This is a genomic window from Vibrio alfacsensis (assembly GCF_019670485.1).
In the GTDB taxonomy this organism is placed as follows: Bacteria; Pseudomonadota; Gammaproteobacteria; order Enterobacterales; family Vibrionaceae; genus Vibrio; species Vibrio alfacsensis.
The window spans coordinates 178,312-197,709 of the sequence record NZ_AP024168.1 but is presented as its reverse complement, the minus strand read 5'-3'; the positions used below and the strand labels follow the sequence as shown (position 1 = coordinate 197,709).

21 protein-coding genes are annotated in these 19,398 nt (G+C 45.8%); 14 read left to right on the top strand and 7 right to left on the bottom strand.

The features are described from left to right. Positions 1 to 171: 171 nt before the first annotated feature. A complete protein-coding gene (locus VA249_RS23905; RefSeq protein WP_221072684.1) occupies positions 172 to 1,596 on the top strand; it encodes a phospholipase D family protein in 1,425 nt (474 codons plus the stop codon). A gap of 76 nt (positions 1,597 to 1,672) precedes the next feature. On the opposite strand, the gene VA249_RS23900 is transcribed toward VA249_RS23905, so the two are convergent. The 7 genes from VA249_RS23900 to VA249_RS23870 form a co-directional block, all read right to left on the bottom strand. Then, positions 1,673 to 2,590, bottom strand: coding sequence for a LysR family transcriptional regulator (locus tag VA249_RS23900; protein ID WP_221072476.1), 918 nt, complete (start codon positions 2,588 to 2,590; stop codon positions 1,673 to 1,675). A 245-nt stretch (positions 2,591 to 2,835) separates the two neighbouring features. Next, a complete protein-coding gene (locus tag VA249_RS23895) occupies positions 2,836 to 3,081 on the bottom strand; it encodes a hypothetical protein (protein ID WP_225927165.1) in 246 nt (81 codons plus the stop codon). A 79-nt stretch (positions 3,082 to 3,160) separates the two neighbouring features. Further along, positions 3,161 to 3,712, bottom strand: a complete 552-nt coding sequence (locus VA249_RS23890) for an SDR family oxidoreductase (RefSeq protein WP_221072474.1) — start codon at positions 3,710 to 3,712, stop codon at positions 3,161 to 3,163. 110 nt (positions 3,713 to 3,822) lie between these two features. Continuing rightward, positions 3,823 to 3,996 (bottom strand): IclR family transcriptional regulator C-terminal domain-containing protein, encoded by a 174-nt coding sequence (locus tag VA249_RS24185; RefSeq protein WP_225927164.1) that lies wholly within the window; start codon positions 3,994 to 3,996, stop codon positions 3,823 to 3,825. Positions 3,997 to 4,021: 25 nt separating this feature from the next. Further along, positions 4,022 to 5,110: a nucleotidyltransferase family protein gene (locus tag VA249_RS23880; protein ID WP_128813562.1), complete on the bottom strand. Its 1,089-nt coding sequence runs from the start codon at positions 5,108 to 5,110 to the stop codon at positions 4,022 to 4,024. Then, the gene (locus VA249_RS23875; RefSeq protein ID WP_221072472.1) at positions 5,094 to 5,990 is read right to left on the bottom strand and encodes an HprK-related kinase A; all 897 of its coding nucleotides are present in this window, start codon (positions 5,988 to 5,990) and stop codon (positions 5,094 to 5,096) included. Before VA249_RS23875 ends, VA249_RS23880 begins: the two co-directional genes overlap by 17 nt. A gap of 286 nt (positions 5,991 to 6,276) precedes the next feature. Next, positions 6,277 to 7,089: a hypothetical protein gene (locus VA249_RS23870; protein ID WP_221072471.1), complete on the bottom strand. Its 813-nt coding sequence runs from the start codon at positions 7,087 to 7,089 to the stop codon at positions 6,277 to 6,279. A gap of 329 nt (positions 7,090 to 7,418) precedes the next feature. On the opposite strand from VA249_RS23870, the gene VA249_RS23865 reads away from it, so the two are divergent. The 13 genes from VA249_RS23865 (at position 7,419) to VA249_RS23805 (ending at position 19,366) form a co-directional block, all read left to right on the top strand. After that, positions 7,419 to 8,309 (top strand): VOC family protein, encoded by an 891-nt coding sequence (locus VA249_RS23865; RefSeq protein WP_221072470.1) that lies wholly within the window; start codon positions 7,419 to 7,421, stop codon positions 8,307 to 8,309. Between the two features lies 1 nt (position 8,310). Next, entirely contained in the window at positions 8,311 to 9,186 is an 876-nt protein-coding gene (locus VA249_RS23860; RefSeq protein ID WP_221072469.1) for a CoA transferase subunit A, read from the top strand. Positions 9,187 to 9,197: 11 nt separating this feature from the next. Continuing rightward, a complete protein-coding gene (locus VA249_RS23855) occupies positions 9,198 to 10,028 on the top strand; it encodes a CoA-transferase subunit beta (RefSeq protein WP_221072468.1) in 831 nt (276 codons plus the stop codon). After that, positions 10,025 to 10,906, top strand: coding sequence for an enoyl-CoA hydratase (locus tag VA249_RS23850; protein ID WP_221072467.1), 882 nt, complete (start codon positions 10,025 to 10,027; stop codon positions 10,904 to 10,906). Before VA249_RS23855 ends, VA249_RS23850 begins: the two co-directional genes overlap by 4 nt. A 5-nt stretch (positions 10,907 to 10,911) precedes the next feature. Beyond that, positions 10,912 to 12,006, top strand: a complete 1,095-nt coding sequence (locus tag VA249_RS23845; RefSeq protein ID WP_128813569.1) for an NAD(P)H-dependent flavin oxidoreductase — start codon at positions 10,912 to 10,914, stop codon at positions 12,004 to 12,006. Then, on the top strand, positions 12,007 to 12,780 hold the full coding sequence (locus VA249_RS23840) for an enoyl-CoA hydratase family protein (RefSeq protein ID WP_221072466.1): 774 nt from the start codon (positions 12,007 to 12,009) through the stop codon (positions 12,778 to 12,780). An 18-nt stretch (positions 12,781 to 12,798) separates the two neighbouring features. Further along, the gene (locus VA249_RS23835) at positions 12,799 to 13,950 is read left to right on the top strand and encodes an acyl-CoA dehydrogenase family protein (RefSeq protein ID WP_221072465.1); all 1,152 of its coding nucleotides are present in this window, start codon (positions 12,799 to 12,801) and stop codon (positions 13,948 to 13,950) included. Positions 13,951 to 13,958: 8 nt separating this feature from the next. Continuing rightward, positions 13,959 to 15,029 carry an acyl-CoA dehydrogenase family protein gene (locus VA249_RS23830; protein ID WP_221072464.1) on the top strand — a complete coding sequence of 357 codons (1,071 nt, stop codon included), beginning with the start codon at positions 13,959 to 13,961 and terminating at the stop codon, positions 15,027 to 15,029. Continuing rightward, a complete protein-coding gene (locus VA249_RS23825; RefSeq protein WP_221072462.1) occupies positions 15,029 to 16,180 on the top strand; it encodes an acetyl-CoA C-acetyltransferase in 1,152 nt (383 codons plus the stop codon). The genes VA249_RS23830 and VA249_RS23825 overlap by 1 nt, the downstream gene beginning before the upstream one ends. A 56-nt stretch (positions 16,181 to 16,236) precedes the next feature. Further along, a complete protein-coding gene (locus VA249_RS23820; RefSeq protein ID WP_221072460.1) occupies positions 16,237 to 17,115 on the top strand; it encodes an SDR family oxidoreductase in 879 nt (292 codons plus the stop codon). Position 17,116: 1 nt separating this feature from the next. Further along, complete coding sequence (locus VA249_RS23815; protein ID WP_221072458.1) at positions 17,117 to 18,706, top strand: amidase; 1,590 nt, start codon at positions 17,117 to 17,119, stop codon at positions 18,704 to 18,706. A 143-nt stretch (positions 18,707 to 18,849) separates the two neighbouring features. After that, positions 18,850 to 19,104, top strand: coding sequence for a type II toxin-antitoxin system Phd/YefM family antitoxin (locus VA249_RS23810; protein WP_221072456.1), 255 nt, complete (start codon positions 18,850 to 18,852; stop codon positions 19,102 to 19,104). Further along, complete coding sequence (locus tag VA249_RS23805) at positions 19,097 to 19,366, top strand: Txe/YoeB family addiction module toxin (RefSeq protein ID WP_221072682.1); 270 nt, start codon at positions 19,097 to 19,099, stop codon at positions 19,364 to 19,366. Before VA249_RS23810 ends, VA249_RS23805 begins: the two co-directional genes overlap by 8 nt. The last annotated feature ends 32 nt before the right edge of the window (positions 19,367 to 19,398 follow it).

Here is a 19,398-nt window from a genome sequence, read left to right as displayed (position 1 = left end):
GATAAAGTTTGCCAGTAGGGACACAGGCAAACTCCTATTTAAATACTCTTTAACGCCTGAGCTTGTAACTTCTGGTTATTAAAACCTGATCTTGGCGATATTAATCCTGCTTCTTCTTATTAAAAGGTAATAACTAACGTGAATTTACGACCGTTCAGATTCTATTGTCTGATGGTTTTCATTTCGCTGGCGATGGGATGTGCCACTTCATTTCCTGAAGTTGAAAGTGATTTTGAACAGAACTGGCAACCAACAGAATTCCAAGCGCAAGCTTACCTAATTCCAACTGCACCCGAGGCGCTGGCTCGCCGAATCGAACTGGTTCGTGCTGCCAAAACTAGCATTGATATGACCTACTTTTCGTGGGATGAAGATCTGGTAGGGCTGTTATTGCTCGAAGAAATTAAACAAGCGGCAGACCGAGGTGTAAAAGTGCGTCTGACCTTAGACGACTTGTTGGTATTCAACGAGAAGTGGCTGGCTGACTTAGCGAATCACATCAATATTGAAATACGCTTATTTAACTCGTTCGATTCAAGACAGACAGGCTGGTTAGGTAGAGTGGTCGACTTTGCAGGAAATAGAGCAACTCTAGACCATCGCTTGCATGAGAAATACTTCAATGTAGACCAACAACAGATGATATTAGGCGGTCGCAACATCGGTAATGCGTACTTTGGTTACAGCCCAAAAGCAAATTTCTTTGACCTTGATGTTCTGTTCCAAGGCGACATTCTTCGTCCATTCGAAGACAACAATGAGGCACTGTGGAGCAGCGAACTACTCACGCCAATATCTGAGCAGATAAAGGTCAAATATCAGCGAGATTTTCCGCATTTCAACAAGGCGCTCGCTAAAGCGCGAAATAAGGCGAGTGAACCAGAGAGTGTGATTGAGCGTTCTGTGCAGCAACTAACATCGGTGACTTTTACTGATGTATTGGCAACACCAGTATTTGATTCAACGAAAAAGCTCACTGATAGTCAGCCCTATTTTAGAGCTCGTGTGGAGAGTTTCCTCAAAGAGCCACTCAATAACGCTGAGCATGTGTTGATATCGACCCCTTATGTGATTCCAACAGAAGGGCGCTTTAAGGCAATTGAAGAGCTGACAGAGAAGCAGATAAATGTTGAATTGGTGACCAACTCTTCAAGCTCGAATGACTCCGCTTTTGTCCCAGCCTCTTACGAGGCAAGCCGTGAGCAATTGCTTGATAAAGGTGTAAATATTCTCGAATACAAAGACAGAGCTATGAATGATGACCATTACTTTCATTGCGATACCTATTACCACAATAAAACCGTCGTGGTAGATAACAAGCTGACTTATATCGGCTCGTCGAACTTCGATCCTCGCTCTGATTTCTTGAATATAGAGTTTGGCCTATTTGTTGAAAGCGAAGAGTTTGCGCTGCAGGTAGAGCACTACATTAAGAGGCAAAAAGACCAGTTGTTCTGGACGGTGTCACGCAACCAAGATAACCAAACAGAGTGGGTATCGGGAGATCAGGTAGAGACCACATCGCCAAATTACGGAGCAGGGCACACGGTGCCAGATTGGATCATAAGAAAGCTCAACATTGAGTTAGAGCTTTAATCTGAATCGAGCTTGGTAGACCCTTGGTGGATCGTTGATAAGTAAAGCGCAAAAGGGGCAGAGGTTGCCCCTTCGTTTAATGACGTTCTGCTTGCAGCGATACGAAGTGTTTAATGTACTCGTCTACCGCTTTGATAATGGATTTTTTGATCTCTAAAATTGGCTTGGAGTGGGTATTCCAGAGCGCGAACGAGAACTTCAAGCCATGTTTAAGTTCGTTTAATTTTAGAGGCTCAAGGTGCTCGGTAACGTATTGAGACTCAGACAGTACCTTAGGGAACCAAGCCCAGCCTAAATCACTCTGCACAAGCTTTATCGCCAACGCCAGTTGATCGATCTCTTCGTTGTCAGCGGAAACGACAATCTTCTCCTTCAAACCATCATGAACAAACGCTCGTAAAACAAACTGGCGAGTGGTGCGCAGGGCGCCCAACACTTGGTCTTCGGGCAGCTTGGTTAAGGCGCTGCCTTTTTTCACAAACGGCAGAAACTCCATGTGCCCGATGAAGGTTGAATCCTTGCCATACATGCCTTTGCTTTTGTCGATATTGACTAAGCCAAAGTGAATCTCGCCATTGTTAATGCCTTCTTCCACGTCTTGCTTGGTTTTCACCAGAAAGTTAACGCGCATATTGGGGAAGTCTAGAGCCAGCTGTTCTCTTATCGTAGCAAGCAGGCCGTGAGGCACCACGCTAGAGTAGGCAAAGTTAATGCGCTCAAGCCCACCGTAAGAGAGGCTAAGCGCGATTTTGTCGAAGATTTTGGATTGGTCTATTGTCGACTTGGCGTAATGGTAAAGCAGTTCGCCCTCTTCGGTTGGCTCTACGGTTCGGCCAATGCGCTCAAACAGCTCAACGGCCAGTACGTCTTCCAAGTTGGCGATGACTTGCCCTGTGGTTGTTCTGTGCTTGTTGAGCTTTGCAGCAGCTTTACTGAACGAGCGTTCTTCATAAACAGTAACGAATGCCAAAAGCTGCTCAATGCTGAAGTTCATAACCAGAGTTACCTCAAAGGAAAGTTGTTTTAATAATATTAACTTAGCATTGATTTACTCTGCTGACACTGACTTAGTTTCCATAATGGATGCGCAGATGCGTTAGTCGTGAGACCAAATCTAGAACCACTAGCGCAGTCCCAGAGAGATTGAGTTAAGCAATAATGTTTTTCTAGGACGGGATATAGAACGAAAAAAAAGCCTTACTCTTGTGAGAGTAAGGCTTGGGGTAGTATTTGGTTATTTTAGATATTAACCATAAAAGATTGGGTTAGCGGTAAACGGAATTCCTTGCCCATCATCTCGTACACATTGAAACGCACTGTGTTCCAATTGTTGTCAAAGTTGTATTCAAAAACGCTTTCACCTGTTTCTAAACTCTGGGTTAACGTCCATTCTGTCGCGTAGCTAGAAACACCATTTTCATTTCCAAAGTCTTTGTATGGCGCATCTGCAGGTACTCGGAAAGGTACAGTGGATAATTTCATCATGGCACCAAGGTCCGTTTCTGGTTGATGAAGCTTGCTGACAAAGTAACTTGCGTGAACAAAACGACTCGGTGAGTTACCGTTACATATCGGTTTGTACCCAACCAGGGTGAACAGCTACTGTTTTAACGCCTTGATCGGCTAAGTTTTTCGCCGCCGATACTAGGATTTGATTAAGCGCCGCTTTTGATGTGCGATAGCTGTACATATTACCAGAACCGTTATCACCAATACTTGCGACGCGAGTCGAAATGCCAACAATGGTTTTATGTTCACTAGCTGCTACATTTTCTTTTAACGCCTGAATAAGCAGAGCTGGTGCAACGGTGTTAATATTCAGAACTTCTAACCATTTTGATTGGGTCATCTCGCCCAGTTTTGCGCAATCGTCACCCAGTACACCTGCATTTAGGATCAGGTGATCAATGGTTCTATCGAGTGCGTTGATGTCTTTCTCTGACGTCACATCAAGTTTTAGTAGCTCGACATTATCTGTATTCGACAGCTCGATTAACTCGCTCGCTTGTTGCGGATCACGACAAGCAGCCAGAACTTTCCAGCCTTTATCAAGGTACTGACGAACGAACTCTAAACCAAGACCACGATTTGAACCTGTAATAAGTACTGTTGACATTTTTCTTCCTCATCTATTTGGATGAGGCAAGTGTAGAATGCCTTACTTTTACTGGCACATAATGAAGAAAAATATTCAACAAGATTCGACATTGTCGAATTTTGAGTTACTTAATGAGGAACACGGAAGCAAAAATGCTCAAGGCGAGGTTGATTTAGTTCGTTTGCATGTCCACTAACGCCCGCGATAGCGGCCAGACTACCATCAATGTATAACGGGATTGCTAAGCAATTGATGTTAGCTTCTGCTTGCTCTAAATCAAGAGCAAAACCTTGTTGTTTCACTTTTAGTAGTTCTCGTTCAAGCGGGTCATATTAGATCATGGACTTCTTCCTTTGTTTTTAATTTATCGAGTGACTTTTTCGTTAAGTGTGGAATGAGTAAACGCAGTGGCATTCTTTTTAAGTGGCCTCTTAAATACAGCACGGTTTCACAAAACCAGTGGCGCTTATTCCTTAAAGGGGGGTACATGGAAGTGAAGATACTTAAAAAACAGAAATCTAATAGTCGAAGATACGCTGCATTAGGTTTGAATTCATTGAAATAATGCTGAACATGTTTTGGTATCTCTGTGTTGAAGATTTGATGGCAGTATCGAAGCGCTAGGTAAACAGACTGCTCATTCCCGATCTTATGATGGAGCTTGATAATGTCATCCCAAAACGAGGGGCTTTTTGAATAATGTTTCACGAGAATATTGATGTCGTAGAGATCTCTTAGGCCCTTGTGATATTCACTTTCATAAAACAAGTGAATGGCACTATGAATCAACATCGCATGAGGTTTAAGAACTTTTTGGTATTGATGCTGTTCAAGCGGGGTGGATTGTTCGAACAAGAATCGCCCATCTACAGGATCTTTTAGTGTTTTGGGTAAAATATTAAAATGAACATCGAGTTCAACTTGGCGATAAATATGGCGCAAAGGCGGTATTTCTTGTGATAAATGGCGGTAGAACTTTTCATCGTAGCTGTTGATATCCGATGAAATCCAGCCGTTAGCATGCAGCGCAGCTTCGACGCTTGGTAAAGCATCTTCCTCAACCAAAATGTCTAGGTCATTCATCATTCTGCCAGCAAAATGGTTCATCTTATTGAGGTGGTAGGCGCCTCCTTTTAGGTAGATCCACGTTACTTTTAGTGGGGAGAGCACGCGTGAAATTTCTTCAACTTCCTCTTTTAATTTTTTTTGTTGGTTTAGATAAAACAAGCTTGCAGACTCGAGATGCTGCTGACATTTTTTCGGTAATGATTCCCAAATACCGTGTCGTTGGCATTCTTGTTGAAGCTGCGCAAGCATGTTGAAATACCGAGCCTCTGCAATCACAGTAGAGAGCTCCCTTTGCGAAAGGCTTATCAGTATTTTTGGGTTATTGAGTACATCAACTAGCTTGTTCACAGTGATTGTTTTCTTCCATATATTCAGCTAATGCGAGTTCACATGCTTCAAAATCGCTGTATTCAATATAAACAGCGTCACATGTCTTTACGAGCTTCTTTGCACACTGGAATCCTATCTTGTTTAACATCCCAAAATTAAAACTGTTTTGTATTACCTCGGTTAACGCGGTGGGTTTATCTATTGGCTCAATAAACATCTTTTCTTTGGGGGTATAGTTTACGAAAACCAATAGACGAGGTAAGGCGGTTTGCTGGGCGTTTTTAGTGCTCTCAAAAGGTGGCCTTAATAAACACACGGTACCTTTGTGAGTATCGACCGCAACTTTGCTGAAACTGGTTTGATCATAATATGGCCGCATGACTTCAATGGATTGATTTTTTAAATTCATCGGCCTTGCCATACCGTGCATTTCTAGTGTCTGAACGTCGATTAATGCCAGCTCATCAGACAGTAATCGCCAGCCTTGTGATGCTAAGTAAGCACATAGCGTGCTTTTCCCTGAGCCTGATGGGGCCGAAATGATGATTCCTTTGCCGTTTTTTTCTAATGAGGCGGCATGAATAATGAGATATTGATGGGCTTGGGTGGATATGACCCAATTCATCCCCCATTCCAATAGTGCATGAGCCTGATCCAAAGGTAGGGGTTTAAATGGTTTGAGGTGGTTAAAGAAAAACTCAACCTGTGGTTTTAGGAATCGACGTAACCCAGTCCCGTGTTTTATCGAAATAGAAAAATCGATAAACGGGTCGTCGTCGTGGCATAAGTTGTGTTGATAGTGTTTAAATAGGTAATCGTGTATTGAGGAAACATTTGATTCAATTTCAAATGTAAAACCACCCACTTGCAGTAGGTGTTTTTCTGTTTTAAGGAACATTAACCACTCACTCCTTGAGTAAAATTATCCTCATTGAAACCAATTTTTCTGTTATTTCATTTAGGCTTTCATGCCTCTTGTCCATAAGATCATTAAGGGTCGTGTGTTGTCCTTGTGCCTTAATGAGTGATGATAAAAAATCGAGTACGATATGTTCACAAAGCAGAGTTTCAGATGTAAATGGGCTGAATATAACGGCTTTTTTATCATCTGCAAACACACAATCATCGAAACAAAACGCTTCATTAACCTGCACTTTCATGTTCTTGATAAGGAAACCGCCTCGCTAATAATTCCAATAGTCATCCCATGTATTGAGATCTTTACCTAATTTCGACATGTGCTGAGCATATTTTTTCGTGTCACTACTTCTAAACCATCCTCTATCTAAATCTCTAAGGATATGATTGATCGACGAATTTAGGGCAAGGATGAATGCATTTCTAACTGTGTTCGAATCGCAAATATAGTTCACAGGAGTGGGGTGGAATACGCCATTGAAGTAACCACATAAGAGGTTCTTATGAAAACCGGGTGCGTTATGGCCAAGCAAGTTCACGGTAATTTTACTTTTCTTACGATCGACGTGCTTAAATTGAACATACAAATTGCAAGTATCTCCTCCTATTGCTTGAAGAAGTGATGGGTCATCCGACATCCGCACATTCACTTTAAATTTCCAATCTTTGCAGATTTGCTGGTTACGTTTCCATCTGTCCATATTGTGAGAGAAGATTGAATGGAAAGCGGTAGAGTGATAACACCCATGCTTGTTCAGTTCATTTCTTACCGACTCATACTCTTTTTTTCCGCGTAAACATTTATCCCAATAATCGGGTTTTTTGGGCGGGGCTTGACAACCTTGAGGATGTGATGCGTTACCTGACATGCAACTCGTAATGCTGCATGAGCTGTTGTAACCGCCAGCCCAAGCTGATGGGCTTTTTATCGAGAGTAGTATTGGCGAACTTATGGCCGCGGATCGTATAAAGCGTCTTCTTGAGAAGCGCGAGCTGGGTTCTGTGCTTTCATCGGTTTCACTGATTACCGTCACGATATCTTTATTTTTCGCGGGCTCTTGAATTTCTTTGTTATCCATAACTTTCACCAAGAGGTTTTTAATGGTTGTTTTTTGGTCACATTACACCAGTGTAGCTCAATGATGACGGTTATTCATAAAAAACGGTTTGATAGTCGACTTTCTTCGGTGGTTCGGGCAAGGCGTGGGAATCGAGATGCTGAGTCGGTTTCGTTGTGTTTTGTTGTTCTAACTATATAAATCATATGGTTATCTAAATGCTGTCATAAAAATTGAGTGCATGAGAGAGAAAGATATACGAATAAGAATAACTTTAGTCTTAATGGACGATGAGTGATTTCCCTAATCTTTTGATAATTGCCAAGGTGTAATAATCAGAGGACGAGAAAATGGATATCAAGGCGCTTGGGTATTTTGTTGCCCAAACTGATGACTTGAATAAGTGGCAGCACTATGCAGAGCAAGTGCTAGGTATGTCCACTCACCCGGCCCCTAGTGGCGGATTGTATATCAAAATGGATGAACGCCCATTTCGCATGCTGATCATTGAGGGCAGTGAGAGTCGCTATATTGCCTCCGGTTGGGAGCTCGCATCGAAAGGTGCCTTTGATGCTGCGATTGAAACGCTAACTGAGCATCAGGTCGCATGGGAGATCGCTAGTGATGAGCAATGCACTCAGCGTGGTGTCCAAGAGCTTGTTACGTTTCAAGACCCAGCAGGCAACACCCATGAAGTTTATTGGGGATTTTTATCTGGCTGCGAACCGTTTATTTCCCCGCAAGGTGTTCCTCGATTTCTAACCGATGAAATGGGCCTAGGTCACACGGTTTTACCTGCGCCAAACTTTGACGAAACCTATCAGTTTTTAACTGAAGTGATGGGCTTTCAGCTTTCCGATATTTTCAATTTCCGCCCGGCAGAAGACGCGCCAAACTCGCGCATCTATTTTATGCATTGTGATAATCCTCGCCACCATAGCTTAGCGATCTGTGAGTTCCCTGTTCCTAGTGGCTGCGTCCATACCATGGTTGAAGTGGACGCAATGTCTGAAGTTGGACGTGCCAATGATCGTCGAATTGCACATGATGTGCCGCTATCTGCCACGCTAGGTCAGCACCTTAATGACAAGATGACCTCTTTTTATATGAAAACACCATCAGGCTTTGATATGGAGTTTGGCCATGGAGGGCTCCAAGTTGATTGGGACCACCACCGCGCCTTTGAATTTACCCGCGTGAGTTTGTGGGGACACGATTTTTCGGTCGGACAGGAGCAGTAACATGAATAAAGAAATGACAATTCAACAGATGGTCGACGCTCTTGAAGATGGGATGACAATCGGAATTGGTGGTTGGGGACCTCGTCGCAAACCGATGGCACTGATCCGTGCAATCCTCAACTCCGATGTGAAAGATTTAACAGTCGTGGCATACGGTGGAGCGGATGTCGGTATGTTGTGTGCGGCTGGTAAAGTAAAAAAACTCATTTTTGCTTTTGTGTCTCTCGATTTTATTCCCCTTGAGCCTTATTTCCGCCAAGCACGTCAATCGGGCGAGTTGGAAGTGATGGAAATTGATGAGGGCATGATGCTTCTTGGCTTACGAGCTGCCGCATGGGGGTGCCCTTATATCCCAACAGCATTAGGCCTTGGTACCGATGTGCTAACGGTGAATCCTGAATTGAAATGTATTGACAGCCCATACGATGACAAAGAATGGGTCGCCATGCCTGCGCTGAAACTTGATGTCGCACTTGTGCATGTTGATAGAGCTGACCGACGTGGCGTTTGTCAGATCAAAGGTCCGGATCATTATATGGATGATTGGTTTGCCCGTGCCGCAGATAAAACATTCGTAAGCTGCGAAGAAATCGTCGACTCAAGCGAGTTTTATAGTGAAGAAGAATCCCGTTATGTGCTTTGGGAGCGCTCTCAAACTACGGGTGTAATTGAAATACCAGGTGGTGCCCACCCGACCTCTTGTGCGCCTTTATATGGTTTTGATACGGCACACTTTAAAGAGTATTCGGCTTTTGCGCGAGATGGTGGTTTTGACGGCTATTACAGTAAATACATTCAAAATCTTGATGAGCAAGGTTACCAAACTCAAGTCGGTGGCTTAGAAAGCATTCGCCAACTTGCCCTTCCGGTTTATTAGAGGACGATACAATGACAGTTGCAAAAGAATATACCCTCGCTGAACTGATGATTTGTGCAGGTGCCGAGGCGTTTCGTCATGATGGAGAAGTACTTGCGACCGGGATTGGTGTTATTCCCCGCCTTGCAGCGAGCTTGGCGATGAGAACCATCAATCAAGATTTGATGATGACAGATTCAGAGGCATTTTTGCTTTCTGAGCCTAACCCAGTAGGAAAGCGCAGCGAAGCGTTCGTGCAGAAGAACGAAACGTGGATGGGTTTCTCACGGATTTTTGACAATGTATGGAGCAAAAAACGTCATGCAATGGTTGGTCCGACACAAATTGACCAGTATGGCCAAGCCAATATCTCTGCACTAGGGAGTGACTACCAACGCCCGAAAGTTCAGATGTTAGGGGTGCGAGGTTTTCCAGGGAACTCGATCTGTCATGCGAACTCATTCTTTGTTCCGGATCACAATCCGCGCGTATTCGTGAAAGGCGAGTGTGACATGGTGGCATCGATCGGTAAAAACCCAGCTCGACTGCCGAAAGGGTACACCTTAGACGATATTGACCTGCGTTTGGTGATTACCAACTTAGCGGTGATGGATTGGCAAGGACCTAAGCACCAACTTCGTTTGTTGAGCGTGCATCCGGGCGTGTCTGTTGAAGAGGTTATTGCGAATACCGGCTTTGATATTTTTGTTCCTGACCACGTTGATATTACGCCGGCACCGACGGTTGAGCAGTTGGAAGTGATTCGTCAGCTTGACCCGCATAATAGTCGTGCATATCAGATTAAGGGCAACCCTCCTGGGATTCGTGTTGCTGTAAAGCAAGAGCAGGAGAGTGCCGTATGAGTCTAGAGTCCACCATCATTGATGATGTTGTTGAATACCGAGTACAGCAGGGAATTGCGATCGTTACAATGATGAGACCGCAATACAACAATGCTCAAAATGGTCAAATGACCTACGCATTGGATCGTGCTTTTAAGCGTGCATGTGATGACGATGAGATAAAAGCGATCGTGCTTTGTGGTGCCGGAAAACACTTCTCGGCAGGTCATGATATAGGCTCTCCTGGTCGCGATGTAGACCAAAGCTTTGACCGAGCAAGTCTATGGTATGACCATACCAACAAATCAGGCGGCGAATTTCAGTACGCTCGTGAACAAGAAGCGTATTTGGGGATGTGTCGCCGCTGGAGAGAGATGCCGAAACCGACCATCGCAATGGTTAATGGTGCTTGTATTGCGGGAGGGTTGATGCTGGCTTGGGTGTGCGATCTGATCGTGTGTTCAGAAGAGAGCTTCTTTCAAGATCCTGTCGTTCGAATGGGTATACCCGGCGTGGAGTACTTTGCGCATGTTTTTGAGATGAATCCTCGCGTAGCGAAAGAGTTTTTATTTCTCGGTGAGCGAATGAGCGCTCAGCGTGCTTATGAGCTTGGTATGGTTAACCGCGTGGTTGCGAAAGACGAGCTAGAGGCCGAAACGTTAAAAATGGCGGCTAAAATTGCTGAAATGCCACGACTTGGTTTGCAATTGACTAAGCAAGTGGTGAACACCATTGAAGACATCATGGGTAAGCGAACGTCCATGGATATGGCATTTGGTTTTCATCACTTTGCCCATACGCACAATCAGTTAATTTCTGGTGATAAGCTTTCTGGGTTTGATGCAAAAGCAATGGCAAAAGCCAACAAGCAGCAAGCTAATTCGGAAAGAGCGAGGTAGATGAGATGCTTCAAACAGAGTTAACACAACAGTTAGGTTGTCGATTTCCGATTGTACAAACTGCGATGGGCTGGGTATCAGATTCAAATTTGGTGATCGCAACAACGCAGGCCGGTGGCTTTGGTTTTCTTGCTGGTGCGACCATCAAACCAGAAGAACTGGAAGACGAAATTAAGCGTGTTATTTCCCACACCGGGAGCCGTAACTTTGGCTTGAACTTTCATATGTTTCAGGAAAATGCGGCTCAATGTGTTGATTTGGCGATCAAGTACCAACTTAAAGCGATCAGTTACGGTCGTGGACCAGACAAAGCCACCATAGCTCGGCTTAAACAAGCGGGTGTGCTTTGTATTCCAACGGTGGGCGCGGTTAAGCATGCCATTAGTGCGGTGAAGTTAGGCGCAGATATGATCACTATCCAAGGTGCCGAGGGTGGGGGGCATACAGGCGGTGTTCCATCTTCGATCTTGCTTCCTCAAGTGCTAGATGCGGTGGATGTGCCTGTTATTGCTGCCGGTGGTTTCTCTACAGGTCGAGGTTTAGCTTCTGCTTTGGCGGCGGGAGCGTGTGGCATTGCCATGGGAACGCGTTTTTTAATGACTACCGACTCCCCAACACCAAGTGTGACTTTGGAGCGTTACCTAGCAGTCAAAGATCCACAAAAGATACAAGTGACCACCGCAGTCGATGGGTTGCGTCATCGCATGATAGCCACGTCATTGATTAAAAAGCTTGAAAAATCCAGTGCAATGGGGCGTCTTATGATTGCTCTTTCTAGCGCATGGGAGTGGAAGAAGCAGACGAATATGACGTTGCCACACATGCTACGAGTCTTCTTCAAAGCATTAAAAGAAGATCCTGCAGAGCTTTCACAAACGGTGATGGCAGCCAATCAGCCAGTGCTTCTTCAACATTCGATGGTTGACGGGCAGCCAGATCAAGGCATTTTACCGAGTGGTCAGGTGGCTGCCGCAATTGATGAATTAATTTCTGCGGAACAACTTATTCATGGCATTGCTGAAGATGCTGAACAGTGTTTACAACGTTTGTTTCAAGGCAATGCTAACCATTTTATCTACCCCCACAAGGAAGTGAGTTAGATGACACAACAAAATCAAAATGACGCATTTCATACCGTCATCGACAACGGTATTGCGGAACTCGTGATAGAAAAGCCGCCAGTGAATGCTCTCGATAGCCACGAATGGCTGGCGCTTGCACAAGCCATCGATGCGCTAGGTACCCAAGAAGATGTGAAAGTTATCGTGATTCGTTCACAGGGACGAGGTTTTTGTGCGGGTGTGGATATCAAGGAGTTGGATAAGTATCCAGAACGCATTGTTCAAGTGAATGCGGGCAACTATGCCACTTTCAAAGCGGTCCACCGTAGCCCAGTGCCTGTCATTGTTGCCGTACATGGCTATGTATTAGGCGGCGGCATTGGTATTACCGGAGCTGCTGACATCGTCGTTGCATCTGAGTGCGCGACGTTTGCATTACCAGAGGTGGACCGTGGTGCAATGGGGGGTGGTGCTCACTTGCAACGCTTATTCCCAGTACAAAAAGTGCGTTATATGTTTTTTACCGGAGAGACCGTAACGGCACAAGATGCGGATCGTTATGGGTTTATTGAGCGTATCGTACCTCACGCACAACTGCGAGAAACGGCATTGGAGATTGCCAATAAAATAGCTGCGAAAAGCTCTTCGATGATCCGTATCGCAAAAGAAGCATTAAACGGTATTGAAGATGGCGATTTAGAGGCGAAATATCGCTGGGAACAAGGGTTTACATTAGAAGCTTATACTCGCCCTGATTCGGCGGAAACACGACGCGCGTTTGTGGAAAAACGTGAAGCGCGTTTCGATTTGTAATGGAGGACATACACCACCATGGAACTGATTTTTAACGATAAACAACGTGCATTTCGTGACGAAGTGCGTCAGTGGCTAGCGGAGAATGTGCCTCAAGAGCCATTGGCAAGTTATGACACAAAAGAGGGCTTTGAGCAGCACCGATCATGGGAGAAAAAGCTGTCTGACGCCCGTCTTTCAATGGTGATGTGGCCAGAGGAGCTTGGTGGGCGTGGTTGTGATCTAACCGACTGGCTGATCTTTGAAGAAGAGTATTATGGTGCTGGTGCGCCGATGCGAGTCAATCAAAATGGCCAGCTGCTGTTGGGGTCCACATTGATTGAATTTGGCACCGAAGCACAAAAGCAACGGTTTTTACCGCGTATGGCATCGAGTGATGATATGTGGGCGCAAGCATGGTCGGAACCGAACGCTGGTTCAGATATGGCAGCAATTACAAGTAAAGCGGTGCGCGATGGTGATGAGTTCGTGATTAATGGACAGAAGACCTGGTCGACACGCGCCATTTTCGCGGACTGGTGCTTTGGCTTGTTTCGTAGTGATCCTAACTCCTCGCGTCACCACGGTTTGTCCTATCTCATGGTTAAACTCGATACTCCAGGAGTAACCATTCGACCAATTAAAGCCCTAAATGGAAAAGATGCGTTTGCAGAAATCTTTTTCGACAATGTTCGTGTGCCGGTTGAAAACTGTATTGGTGAAGAAGGGCAGGGCTGGAAAGTTGCGATGGCAACTGCGGGATTTGAACGAGGATTACTATTGCGTTCGCCAGCGCGTTTTCAACAGACTGCTCGTGAATTGATCAAATTGTTTCATGAAAATAAAGCGTATGCCGAGCAAAATCCTGCTTTGGCAGTGGAAGTCGCGAATGCTTGGTCTGACGCGCAAGCTTATGCGTTATCTGCTTATTACACCGTTGGTCGGTTAAGTAAAGGTGAAAAAATTGGTGCCGAATCCAGTATCAATAAAATTTTTTGGTCAGAGCTGGATTTGAAAATGCATGAACTCGCGATGGAGATCTTAGGGGCTCGAGGAGAGTTAACCGATGATAAACATACACGTTGGCTTGAAGGATTTTTGTTCTCACATGCAGGTCCAATCTACGCAGGAACGAATGAAATCCAGCGTAATATCATTGCCGAGCGCATGCTTGCACTACCTAAAAGTTGAGGTGAAAAATGGATTTTACGTTCACAGACGATCAATTAGCTTTCAAAGAAGCGATCAGTCGTTTTCTCATGACAGAAGCTGCGCCTGAAGTATTACGAGAAATTTGGGAAACCGATTCAGGACGCTCTCCTCAGCTGATGACCAATATTGCTGAGCAAGGCATGCTCGCGGTTTCTGTTCCTGAACAGGTTGGTGGCATCGGTATGGGGGATGTTGCCTGGTCTTTATTAACCCAGGAACTTGGTTACTACTGTATTGCAGATGTGGTTGCCGATACGGGCTACACAGCTGTCGGACTTTTGAGTTCGTTACCACAGTCCACCCAGCGTGATGAATGGCTAGAACAAATTGCAGCCGGTGCTTTACGTGTGGCAGTGTCCCATCCCGTCAATTCGCTTGTATCAGACGCGCATCTTGCTGACCTCATATTGATGTTTGATGGTGACGATCTTCATGCCGTTGTGCGTGACCAAGTCGACCTTGAAGAAAGTAAAAGTATTGATACCTCACGTCGCTTAGCCAAAGTGTCATGGAGTTCTGTGCCTGACACCAAATTGATCGGCGGAGAGGTTGGACGAGCGCTTAAGCAACAGCTGTTAAATAGAGGCTCGCTCGCGACGGCAGGGCAATTACTTGGGCTTGCCCAGCGTATGCTCGATCTATCTGTTGATTATGTCGCTCAGAGAAAGCAGTTTGGTCGTGCCATTGGTAGCTTCCAAGCACTAAAGCATCACTTAGCTGACATCGCGAAAGAGATAGAGTTTGCGAGACCTGTTTTGTACCGCGCGGCACACTCACTGGAGTCAGGCCATCCCGATGTAGATTTTCATGTTTCCCAAGCCAAGCTTTTTGCAACCAAAGCCGCCCATTTAGCCGCAAAACATGGCATTCAGGTTCATGGCGCAATGGGTTACACCTGGGAGGTGGATTTGCAAATGTTCATGAAACGGACATGGGCCCTAGAATCTTACTGGGGGTCAAAGGCATTTCATCAACAACGTCTGAATCAATTTGTTCACGGTACATTAGTTCAAGCACTTGACGGTGCAGGTCCATCATCCACATTTGGGAGGGGCTAATGGCACAGGCATATATTGTTGATGCACTAAGAACACCGACTGGGCGACGTAAAGGCAGTCTATCGCACATTCATGCAATAGACTTAGGCGCACATGTTCTTAGAGCTTTAGTGGACCGTAACGCAATACCGGCACAAGACTATGACGATGTCATTTTTGGGTGTGTTGATACCATTGGGTCACAGGCTGGTAATATCGCTCGCACCAGTTGGCTAGCCGCTGGTTTGCCATTGAATGTGCCGGGCACCACGGTTGATCGTCAATGTGGTTCATCTCAACAGGCGATTCATTTTGCCGCGCAGGCAGTGATGAGTGGAACGCAGGACGTCATTGCGGTCGGTGGAGTCCAAACCATGACGCAAATTCCAATATCGTCAGCCATGCTTGCCGGGCAGCCTCTTGGTTTCTCAACGCCTTTTGCTGAAAGTGAGAAGTGGCAAGCCCGTTTTGGTGATGCACCCGTCGATCAGTTTTATGCGGCGCAACGTATTGCTGATCATTGGAATATCTCTCGAGCAGAAATGGAGGCGTTCTCTTTAGAAAGCCACCGAAGAGCCATCGTCGCGCGAGAAGAAGGCGTTTTTGAGCGTGAAATAGTCCCTATTGCAGGTTTGACTGCTGACGAAACGCCAAGGCAAACGTCTGTCGAAAAAATGGCAGAGCTCGATCCTGTTGGTCATGCTTATCCATCTATCACCGCGGCCGTTTCTAGCCAAACGTGTGATGCTTCTTCCGCGTTGTTGATTGTATCTGAAGCCGCATTGAAACGTTACAACTTAACGCCTCGCGCACGTATTCATCACATGAGTGTATTGGGAGACGATCCAATTTGGCACCTGACGGCGCCTATTCCTGCCACAAAAGCGGCGTTGAAAAAAGCGGGCTTATCAATGGATGACATTGACATCTCAGAGGTGAACGAGGCTTTTGCATCGGTTGCGATGGCATGGATGAAAGAAACAGGATGCGACCACGAACGAATGAACGTTAATGGTGGTGCGATTGCATTGGGGCACCCATTAGGCGCAACTGGCGCAAGGTTAATGACAGGGTTGCTGCATGAATTAGAACGACGCGGTGGTCGTTATGGATTGCAAGCCATGTGTGAGGGCGGTGGTGTTGCGAATGTCACTATCATCGAGAGACTTTAATAGACCTCAAGTTGGGGCAATCAGATTTGACTTGAATATCCGGTTAAGGAGAGACAATGGAATTGTGTAAAGGACGCACAGTGATCATCACAGGTGCCGGTGGTGGGTTAGGCAGAGCGTATGCACTCGCGTTTGCTAAACAAGGTGCGAATGTTGTGGTTAATGATATTCGTCCAGATGCGGCTAGTGCCGTTGTGGATGACATTATTACTCAGGGTGGAAAGGCCATTGCGAACAGTCACGATATTACGACGATGGACACCGCGCAATTGATTGTTGATGCGACACTTGAGGCATTTGGCGATGTTCATGTATTAGTGAATAATGCTGGGATTTTAGCCGACAGAATGTTTGTTAGCCTGACAGAAGATGATTGGGATAAGGTCATGCAGGTGCATTTAAAAGGGCACTTTTGCCTTGCTAATATTTTGTCGCGTCGTTGGCGAGATCTTGCGAAAGCCGGGCATCAAATTGACGCTCGCATTATCAATACGACATCGGGCGCGGGCTTACAAGGATCGATTGGCCAGTCGAATTACTCTGCAGCAAAAGGGGGAGTTGCGAGTTTAACGCTTGTCCAAGCCGCGGAGCTCAAGCGATACGGTATTACCAGTAATGCACTTGCGCCAGCTGCTCGCACGCACATGACGGAAAGCGCGATGCCCGATGTCGTTAAAAAGCCTGAGGACGATAGCTTTGACCTTTGGGCTCCGGAAAATGTTGCTCCGCTTGTTGTGTGGCTTGGCAGCGAACATTCGTCTCATGTAACGGGGCAAATATTTGAAAGTCAGGGCGGTCGTATTTCTTTAGGCGACGGTTGGCGTACCGGGGTAACTGAAGATAAAGGCGCAATGTGGGAAGCCGATCAAATCGGCTCGGCGATCGATTCGCTGATGAAGCGAGCGCAGCCTGCCCAAAAAGTGTGGGGGAGCTAGTATGGCGAATATTGATCCTAAAGTGGACGATGTTGACCGTCGACGTAGGCAACTGCTTAAAGGCAGTTTGGGAACCGGTGCGTTAATCGCTTCTGGTTTAAGCTTTACGGCCAATGCTTCTGCTGGGAAAAATGCATCCTTGCCATTACCTGAATATGAAAGCTGGGATGTGACCGACATGGCCGCTTTGCTTAAAAGCGGTGAAGTAACCCCGTTAGAATTGTTTGATGCTGCGAGTGCTAGGTTTGAACAGCGTAAACAGTTTAATTTACTGTCGGTTAATCATTTCGAGCAAGCCCGAGAGAGCGCACAAGCACTGAGTAATAAAACGAGTGAAGAGCGCGCTGTACTTTATGAGAGCGCTCCTCTGCTCGGAGTGCCATTTGCCCTCAAAGATCTGCATATTCAACTAAAAGATACCATTACAACCAATGGTAGCGAATTCTATAAAGACGCGAGAGCGACACAAAACTCGACACTGACTGACCGCTATCAAGCAGCTGGTCTGAATATATTGGCAAAATTGACCAGTCCAGAATTTGGGCAGACAGCAACGACAGAATCGAAATTGCATGGTGATACGCTTAACCCTTGGGATGTACGCTACTCCAGCGGTGGCTCCAGTGGCGGTTCTGCGGTCGCGGTTGCCGCTCGAATTCTACCTGCAGCTCATGCTAGCGATGGTGGTGGCTCAATCCGAATTCCTGCTGCGCATTGTGGGGTTTTTGGCCTAAAACCAAGTCGAGGTTTGGTGCCTACGGGACCAAAACATATGGAAGGCTGGATGGGATTGTCGGTGCACAATGTGATCACTCGTTCAGTAAGAGATACCGCTACTCTCTTATCGGTGACGACCGGGCAGGAGGCTGGCTCACGCATTCCGCATCAACAGCATGATTATCTGCAAGCGATAACGCAACCGCCTAAGCGTTTAAAGATCGCGATCATGGACTCTCACCCATTTGGGTTACCCATTGATCAAGATTGCTTAGATGGCATAGAGAAAACCGCGGCACTGCTGACGTCTTTAGGTCATCATGTGGAAAAAGCCAGCCCTGTGTTGCCAATCGAATCCATGTTTAAAGGCATGGGCGTCGCGACATCAAGCGGTGTACTGCATGCAGTACGAGATAGAGAGGCGAGCCTTGGTCGAGCGGCGAAAGAGAGCGAGTTTTCACCTATTGTATGGCAGCATATACAGCGAGCTAAGACGTTCACTGCACAACAAGTTTATGATGCTCGTAGTGCATTTGATCAAGGTGGAAAAGCCTTTGACCAGTTTTTCACTCAGTATGATGTGATCCTGTCACCTGTCACCACCGGGCCGCCACCGAAGATCGGTGAGCTCACGTTATATCAGCCTTATGAAACCTTTGTGCAAGAGGTGATTAAAGCGTCGCCAATTACTGCATTGTTCAATATGACAGGATTGCCGGCAATGTCAGTGCCATTGCATTGGAACGCAGAAAATCTACCTATTGGGATGCACTTTGCTGCTGGGTTTGGCCAAGAAGCGTTATTACTTTCCCTTGCAGCGCAGCTTGAATCGGCCTTGCCTTGGCAAAATCGTGTGCCAAGTACCATTTCCTGAATTCATTTCAGCCGAACCCCACCCTATAGCACTTTGTGGTAGGGTGGTCTTTTCTGCTTTCGTTCTCCATTATGTTCCATTTACTGTACAACTAATGCGGTGCCCAGTATACTTGTCTTATTAAATGTACATGTGGAGGTTCTATGAGAATCGTATCTTTTACTGAAGCACGAAATAGTTTAAAAGCGGTGTTAGACGGTGTGGTTAATGATGCTGACACGACGATCATTACGCGGAGAGACTCAGAAGATGCTGTGGTGATGTCATTAGATTATTACAACAGTTTGATGGAAACGGTGCACTTACTGCGTTCTCCAGAGAACGCGGATCATCTCAAGCGTTCAATTGCTCAATATCGTGCTGGCCAAGTGACTTCTCGAGACTTAATTGATGATTAGTCACCAGCGTTTGCTCGCTTGGACTGACGAAGCTTGGAATGACTACCTATATTGGCAAAATCAGGACAAGAAAACACTCAAGCGTATCAATAAATTAATTAATGATGTAAAGCGCTCGCCCTTTGAGGGGATTGGTAAACCAGAGCCTTTAAAAGAGAACCTGGCTGGTTTCTGGTCACGTCGCATTGATGATACCAATCGTCTCGTTTACGCGGTCGATAACCAGGCGATAACCATTATTTCTTGCCGTTACCATTATTAAAGTAACGATTCTCTTGTAGGGTAATAAACTTA

Coding starts and splice junctions, on each gene's coding strand:
- VA249_RS23890 (WP_221072474.1), bottom strand. CDS start 3,712: ATGTCAACAGTACTTATTACAGGTTCAAATCGTGGTCTTGGTTTAGAG.
- VA249_RS23905 (WP_221072684.1), top strand. CDS start 172: ATGGTTTTCATTTCGCTGGCGATGGGATGTGCCACTTCATTTCCTGAA.
- VA249_RS23855 (WP_221072468.1), top strand. CDS start 9,198: ATGACAGTTGCAAAAGAATATACCCTCGCTGAACTGATGATTTGTGCA.
- VA249_RS23820 (WP_221072460.1), top strand. CDS start 16,237: ATGGAATTGTGTAAAGGACGCACAGTGATCATCACAGGTGCCGGTGGT.
- VA249_RS23865 (WP_221072470.1), top strand. CDS start 7,419: ATGGATATCAAGGCGCTTGGGTATTTTGTTGCCCAAACTGATGACTTG.
- VA249_RS23810 (WP_221072456.1), top strand. CDS start 18,850: ATGAGAATCGTATCTTTTACTGAAGCACGAAATAGTTTAAAAGCGGTG.
- VA249_RS23805 (WP_221072682.1), top strand. CDS start 19,097: ATGATTAGTCACCAGCGTTTGCTCGCTTGGACTGACGAAGCTTGGAAT.
- VA249_RS23830 (WP_221072464.1), top strand. CDS start 13,959: ATGGATTTTACGTTCACAGACGATCAATTAGCTTTCAAAGAAGCGATC.
- VA249_RS23895 (WP_225927165.1), bottom strand. CDS start 3,081: ATGATGAAATTATCCACTGTACCTTTCCGAGTACCTGCAGATGCGCCA.
- VA249_RS23850 (WP_221072467.1), top strand. CDS start 10,025: ATGAGTCTAGAGTCCACCATCATTGATGATGTTGTTGAATACCGAGTA.
- VA249_RS23875 (WP_221072472.1), bottom strand. CDS start 5,990: ATGTTCCTTAAAACAGAAAAACACCTACTGCAAGTGGGTGGTTTTACA.
- VA249_RS23870 (WP_221072471.1), bottom strand. CDS start 7,089: ATGGATAACAAAGAAATTCAAGAGCCCGCGAAAAATAAAGATATCGTG.
- VA249_RS23840 (WP_221072466.1), top strand. CDS start 12,007: ATGACACAACAAAATCAAAATGACGCATTTCATACCGTCATCGACAAC.
- VA249_RS23815 (WP_221072458.1), top strand. CDS start 17,117: ATGGCGAATATTGATCCTAAAGTGGACGATGTTGACCGTCGACGTAGG.
- VA249_RS23845 (WP_128813569.1), top strand. CDS start 10,912: ATGCTTCAAACAGAGTTAACACAACAGTTAGGTTGTCGATTTCCGATT.
- VA249_RS23835 (WP_221072465.1), top strand. CDS start 12,799: ATGGAACTGATTTTTAACGATAAACAACGTGCATTTCGTGACGAAGTG.
- VA249_RS23900 (WP_221072476.1), bottom strand. CDS start 2,590: ATGAACTTCAGCATTGAGCAGCTTTTGGCATTCGTTACTGTTTATGAA.
- VA249_RS23860 (WP_221072469.1), top strand. CDS start 8,311: ATGAATAAAGAAATGACAATTCAACAGATGGTCGACGCTCTTGAAGAT.
- VA249_RS23825 (WP_221072462.1), top strand. CDS start 15,029: ATGGCACAGGCATATATTGTTGATGCACTAAGAACACCGACTGGGCGA.